The sequence below is a fragment of the Bacteroidales bacterium genome, from assembly GCA_023228145.1.
In the GTDB taxonomy this organism is placed as follows: Bacteria; Bacteroidota; Bacteroidia; order Bacteroidales; family CAIWKO01; genus CAIWKO01.
Map to the genome: position 1 here is coordinate 161376 of JALOBU010000005.1, position 6319 is coordinate 167694.

Here is a 6319-nt window from a genome sequence, read left to right on the forward strand (position 1 = left end):
TTCTTTAAATTTTTATTAATGAAAGTAGCTAATAACATCCTCGAACTTATAGGTAAAACGCCTCTAGTAAAACTTAACCGCCTTGGAAAAGATTGCCATGCAACACTCTACGGGAAGCTGGAATATTTCAACCCTGCTTCATCCGTAAAAGACAGGATAGCCCTGACGATGATTGAAGATGCCGAAACTCAAAAGAAAATCAATAAAGACACCATCATTATAGAGCCTACGAGTGGCAACACAGGTGTCGGCCTGGCCATGGTTTGCGCCGTAAAAGGCTACCGCCTTATTCTTACTATGCCTGCCAACATGAGCGAAGAACGTAAAAAAATTGTGAGGGGATTTGGAGCTGAAGTTGTAACAACACCTGCCGCTGAAGGCATGAGCGGAGCTATTAAAAAAGCGGAGGAATTGGCAAGCATTCACAAACCATCCTTTATTCCCATGCAGTTTGATAACCCTTCAAACCCTCTGGCACATATAAAAACCACAGCCGAAGAAATATGGAACGATACGGATGGAATGGTAGATATTTTTGTTGCCGGTGTGGGCTCCGGAGGTACTATTGCCGGAGTAGCTGAAGCATTAAAAAATAAGAAAAAAAGCATTAAAATAATTGCTGTAGAACCAAAAGATTCTCCCGTATTGTCAGGAGGGAAACCCGGAATACATAAAATACAGGGGATAGGAGCTGGCTTTGTCCCTAAGGTACTTGATATCAGCAAGCTGGACGAAATCGTTGAAGTTTGCTACATTGATGCTATTGAAACCACAAAAAGACTAATTAAGGAAGAAGGAATTTTCTGCGGTATTTCTTCCGGGGCCAATGCATGGGCTGCAAGACAGGAAGCTTTAAAACCGGAAAATAAAGGAAAAATCATCGTTTTTATTGTATGCGACACAGCAGAAAGGTACCTTACAACAGAATTGTTTAATTTTGACGATCATGGATAGACACAACAACAAAAATATTTTTGACACCGTAGTTGCCGAGTTAGGAAATAAAGAGAAATATCAGGTTCTCCACCACCGGACAGCTAACAGTATGCCTATGCCTTCTATTGAGAGTTTGAATCAGTTGATGGAACTTCTTAAAGCAGTATTGTTTCCCGGATTTTACGGGCAGTCAGAAGTTCAGGGCGAAAACATAAGCTACTATGTGGGAGCCAATCTGGACAATGTGTTACGCATACTCTCAGAACAAATTAAAAGAGGGTTTTGTTTTTCCTGTGAAAAGGAATTAATGCTGTGCAACGACTGCGAAATAAAAGCCAAAGATGTCTCCATGAAATTCCTGTCACGCCTTCCACATATCAAGTACATGCTCTCCACTGATGTTGTGGCTGCCTTCAATGGCGACCCGGCAGCAAAAAACTTCGGAGAAGCCATTTTCTGCTATCCCAGTATTTCAGCACTTACCTACTATCGTATTGCCCACGAATTGCTCTTGCTTGAAGTGCCACTGATACCACGCATCATCACAGAAATGTCACATTCACTCACCGGAATTGACATACACCCCGGGGCTACCATAGGAGAATATTTTTTTATTGACCACGGCACAGGAGTAGTTATCGGAGAAACAACAATAATTGGAAATAATGTCAGGCTGTATCAGGGTGTTACACTGGGCGCCAAAAGTTTCCCTCTGGACGAAAACGGCAAACCCATCAAGGGAATACCCAGGCATCCCATAGTGGAAGACAATGTCATTATTTACTCCAATTCTACCATACTGGGGCGCATCACTATTGGCAAAGGCGCTGTCATAGGCGGCAACCAATGGATTACTCACGATGTGCCATCCGAAACAAAAGTTGTGGAATAGGCTTTATTAAAAAAGTTTTGAATCTAATAATGAACACTGAGAACATTGATTTTTAACATTTATACCGATACGGTATCTGTAATAGTCCAATAAATTGTACTATAACAGCTACTCTATCGGCATTATACAATAAAAAGTTGGTTTAAATCATATCAAATAATGGTATTACCCATTCTCTAAAGGGATTGTTGAAAATCAATTTCAAAATTCAAACCAGTTTTATAAAAAATTTAAAATTATGCGAAGAAAAGTTTTGTACGAAGACCCTGAAAAAATAGAGCAGATTATAAAAAAATGTGATGCCTGCAATGTGGGTATGGTTGATGAAAACAACCTTCCCTATGTTGTGCCTTTTAATTTTGGTTATAAGGATAAATGTATTTACCTGCACTCAGGGCAGGAAGGGCGTAAGATGGACATACTGCGCAAAAATAAGCAGGTGTGTGTTTCGTTCAGCACCGACCATCAGATGGCATACCAGCATCCTGATGTGGCCTGCAGCTACCTTTTGAAATACCGAAGCGTTCAGGCTTTCGGGCATGTGGAATTTATAGAAGATGCTGAAGGGAAAGTGGAAGCCCTGAACATCATCATGAAACATTATACGGGAAAAGAATTCAAATACGGCGCCCCGTCAATAAGGGAAGTGGCGTGCTATAAGGTGGTGATAGATAAAATGTACGGAAAGGAGTTTGGGTATTAGGCTGTTAGGTGGATAGGTTGGAAGGTTGGAAGGTTGGAAGGTTGGAAGGTTGGAAGGTTGAAAGGTTGGAAGGTTGGAAGGTTGAAAGGTTGGAAGGTTAATAAGTTTGAGTTATTTTTGTTTCGATGAAAGAAATAGTATTAAAACCGGTAAATCATCGTGGGGCGGAGCGTCTGCTGGTGATTTTTCCTTACGATAAGGAGTTAATACCGCTGATAAAGAAAGTGGACGGCGCTACCTTCAGCGCAACGCATAAGAGCTGGCATGTTCCGAATACGATGGAAACCATCCGGGAGTTGTTCGGCATCTTTAAAGGCAAAGCATGGGTGGATACATCCGCAGTTTTCAATGTTAACCCCTTTACCGGCGAAAGCCAGGCGGATACTAAAACGAAAACTGCATGCATGGATGTGAAATTGCCTAACAACAAAACAACAACTGAAGGTAACGAAAAATCTGATGTCACCCCCTTGTTCAGGTATAAAAAAGCAAGTGGCAGTGTGATGATGGAAATTTTGGATGAGAAAAAGATTATACTGAAATTTCCTTTTGCAAAACATCATGTTGCCAGAATGAAGATGCTCCCTTACTACTTCTGGGATAAAGAGAAACAACACTGGACTTTCCCCTATTCACCAAGCATTAAAGAAGAAATAGAAAAATATTTCGGGCGGTTTGGTTATGAGATTAAATGCAGGCTTGTAACAAGAAAAACAACAGAGCAAAAAGAGAAGAAAAATTATGGGAATGAAAGAAAAATTCCTGACGAGTATCTCGAAAAACTCAAACTGAAACGATATAGTGAAAATACCATAAGGACATATACCGGTGCATTTTCTGATTTTATCAATTATTTTGGCACGAAGGAACTGCATGAAATAGGTGATCATGACATTAAGGATTACATGATGTATCTTGTTGATAAGCGTAAGGTGTCTGCATCGTTTCAGAACCAAATAATCAATGCGATAAAGTTTTACTATGAAAAAGTTCTTGGCCGTGAAAAAATGAAGCAAATTTCTATTGAAAGACCTTTCAAGGAAAAATTTCTTCCTGTTGTTCTCAGCGAAGAGGAAGTACAAAGACTCTTAAACAGTATTGACAACCTGAAGCATAAATGTATACTACTGACCATTTATTCTGCAGGATTACGAATAAGTGAAGTTGTCAATTTAAAAATTAAAGATATTGACAGGAACAGAATGGATATCATTGTGCATAATGCCAAAGGCAGAAAAGACAGATATACCCTGCTTTCAAAAAAGTTGCTCGGCTACCTTGATGAATATTTAAAAATACACAAGCCAAAAGAATGGCTTTTTGAAGGGCAGGATGGCGGCGCTTATTCAGAGAGCAGCATCCAAAGTATTTTCAGGCAGGCCTGCCGCAATGCTGGTATTAAGAAAAAAGCCACAGTTCATACGCTCCGGCACAGTTTTGCCACACACCTTCTGGAGCGCGGAACGGATCTGCGTTATATACAGACCCTGCTCGGACACTCATCGAGCAAAACTACCGAGATATATACCCACATCACACGGAAAGGAATGGAGCAAATAGAAAGTCCGTTGGACAAAATGAATTTTGAATAGTGTTATTATTTTGAATATTAAGAGATTAATTTTGATTTTTAAATAGCTATGATCACACATGCAACTTTTTGAAATAAATTTTATTTTTTGTAATACTGATATAAAATTTTTATATAAATTTACAAGGAGAAATAAAAGGAGATACAAAGTTTTAAGAACTTATATTACTAATAATTAACTGATTAAAAACAATAAATAAAATAGCTGCGACCAAAAGGATAAAGTAGGAATATCAGCAATGCGGCAACACAATAGTTATGGGCAAGTTTATGAAACAACCAAACGGACAGCGGACAAGAGAACCACCGTAATTATATTACGACACTCGGACAAGGTATCATTTGACCTTAAACAAATTGAAGTGAAGACCAGCCATCACTTTAAAAAACGGGGCGCGACCGAAAAGCCAGACGAGTAGGAAACTTTAAATCAATTAAAAAGATGAAGATAAGAACAATAAATACAATCGCAATCGCTGTAATGACAGCATTTTTAATGACCGCTTGTGGCGGTTCAGGTAATTCGGACAAAAAGAAAAGTGGCGACCTTCCACTTGAAGTTGACAAAACAATTAGTGGAGCATTTTCGGAAAGTTTTGAAGTGACTAACGCAGTTTTGAAGATTAGCGAACAATCTTTTGGAACTAAGTTATTAGTAGAAATTAAAAGAACTTCTGCCGATTTGCCACTTGACCCAAATGATGCACAAGTTTGCGGAGTTGGAGCAGGTAAATCGTTTGAGTGGTGTATTTCTGCTGATGTTTTAGGTGAGAGCAATATGCCTGTTGAAACTAATCTTGACAAGTATGGCTATGACCCGTTTGAAAAATCACTTTCATTAAAGAGCGGAGAAACTATTTGGCTTGAGTTTTCTCTTGGCTACAATTCAGAGTTAGAAACTGACCCTTCTAAAGCTAAAAAAGTAAAGCTAACTTCAAGTTTAGAAAAGCGTGATATGTCAGGCTATTCTTCATCTTCAAGCAGTTCAACTTCTTCAAGTTCAAATAGTGGTAGTGAAGATTGGGACGCAGTTTTGAAAAGCTATGAGAACTATATTGACCAATACATCAAATTGATGAAAAAGGCAAAAAATGGAGATGCTTCAGCTATGACAGAATATGTTGAAATGATGGAGAAAGCAACAGATTTGGCGGAGAAAATGGAAAGTGCAGGTGACGACCTTTCAACAACACAAATGAACAAATTTTTGAAACTTCAAACGAAGTTGACAAATGCAGCAATGGAAATGTATTAAAACTATTCAAGTGGTTTGGCTTCGCCAAACCACTTGTTTTTTTTAATTAAATATGAACTATTTAATCTATCATCCGAAAAGACAAGTTTCAGAAATTGGAAACCTAAAAGTTTATCACGACAGTTTTGGGCATAACGAAGACCCTTATGTTTGGAACAAGAAATTTTTGCATTCATTCTGCCACATCACGCAGATTAAACCAGAAGTTGGAAGTCGAATATTTTGGATTTCAGGCGACACTTATCCCGACTTTAATAAACTAAATTGTGATTGTGTTTTTGTAGTTAAAGAGAAAAGATATTGGACAACAGCAAACAAAATTGAAATTACTGACCCAATCGTTGACAATGAACAAACCTTTCGACATCATTATAATTGGGTTAATCCACCTTATCACGAACACCCATTTAAAAAGAGAAGACGATATACATTAAAAGCAGACGAGAATAAAAGTTTCCAACCGCAGGACAAAAATCAGAACCTTATTGACATTGTTCCATTTCTAAACGACAAAGGAATTTCCGTTGAATTTTTAAGAAGTTCAATAAGCAGAACAATAAATGGTAAACACGCATTAAACTCACGACCTTTCAAATTGCCTGATAAATTGACAGAAGAACTCTATACTTATCTATTAAATTCTGACATAATAATTATAGGTCAAATGATTGAATATAAACATCCTAACAGCTAAAATGACAAGAAAACCAGCCCATAACAGCACCTATAAGAAATTGGCGGTTCAGTGGTTAAATCAAGCTTTGTGCTTCTATCAAAGTTCGTGCTTGGCTGACAGTTTTATGCTTCGAAATCGCCAACTTCTTATAGCTGCAAAACGTTACCATTTATATTAAGAAGACTTTCTGGAAAATTGATGAATTTATATTAACTTTGTAATAACTAAAAAAGTTGCTTTATGACAGAAAACATTGCTTACGAACA

General features: G+C 38.0%; 6 protein-coding genes. All 6 read left to right on the forward strand.

What is annotated here, in order from left to right:
* The first annotated feature begins 18 nt into the window (after positions 1-18).
* The 6 genes from cysK to M0R16_04245 all read left to right on the forward strand — a co-directional run bounded on the left by cysK (position 19) and on the right by M0R16_04245 (position 6071).
* A complete protein-coding gene (cysK, locus tag M0R16_04220) occupies positions 19-954 on the forward strand; it encodes a cysteine synthase A (GenBank protein ID MCK9612090.1) in 936 nt (311 codons plus the stop codon).
* Positions 947-1828: a serine acetyltransferase gene (locus tag M0R16_04225; GenBank protein ID MCK9612091.1), complete on the forward strand. Its 882-nt coding sequence runs from the start codon at positions 947-949 to the stop codon at positions 1826-1828. Before cysK ends, M0R16_04225 begins: the two co-directional genes overlap by 8 nt.
* A 238-nt stretch (positions 1829-2066) precedes the next feature.
* Positions 2067-2531, forward strand: a complete 465-nt coding sequence (locus M0R16_04230; GenBank protein ID MCK9612092.1) for a pyridoxamine 5'-phosphate oxidase family protein — start codon at positions 2067-2069, stop codon at positions 2529-2531.
* 125 nt (positions 2532-2656) lie between these two features.
* Positions 2657-4123 carry a tyrosine-type recombinase/integrase gene (locus M0R16_04235; protein ID MCK9612093.1) on the forward strand — a complete coding sequence of 489 codons (1467 nt, stop codon included), beginning with the start codon at positions 2657-2659 and terminating at the stop codon, positions 4121-4123.
* Positions 4124-4564: 441 nt separating this feature from the next.
* A complete protein-coding gene (locus M0R16_04240; protein MCK9612094.1) occupies positions 4565-5377 on the forward strand; it encodes a hypothetical protein in 813 nt (270 codons plus the stop codon).
* Between the two features lie 52 nt (positions 5378-5429).
* A complete protein-coding gene (locus M0R16_04245) occupies positions 5430-6071 on the forward strand; it encodes a hypothetical protein (GenBank protein ID MCK9612095.1) in 642 nt (213 codons plus the stop codon).
* The last annotated feature ends 248 nt before the right edge of the window (positions 6072-6319 follow it).

Coding starts and splice junctions, on each gene's coding strand:
- M0R16_04230 (MCK9612092.1), top strand. CDS start 2,067: ATGCGAAGAAAAGTTTTGTACGAAGACCCTGAAAAAATAGAGCAGATT.
- M0R16_04240 (MCK9612094.1), top strand. CDS start 4,565: ATGAAGATAAGAACAATAAATACAATCGCAATCGCTGTAATGACAGCA.
- M0R16_04235 (MCK9612093.1), top strand. CDS start 2,657: ATGAAAGAAATAGTATTAAAACCGGTAAATCATCGTGGGGCGGAGCGT.
- M0R16_04245 (MCK9612095.1), top strand. CDS start 5,430: ATGAACTATTTAATCTATCATCCGAAAAGACAAGTTTCAGAAATTGGA.
- cysK (MCK9612090.1), top strand. CDS start 19: ATGAAAGTAGCTAATAACATCCTCGAACTTATAGGTAAAACGCCTCTA.
- M0R16_04225 (MCK9612091.1), top strand. CDS start 947: ATGGATAGACACAACAACAAAAATATTTTTGACACCGTAGTTGCCGAG.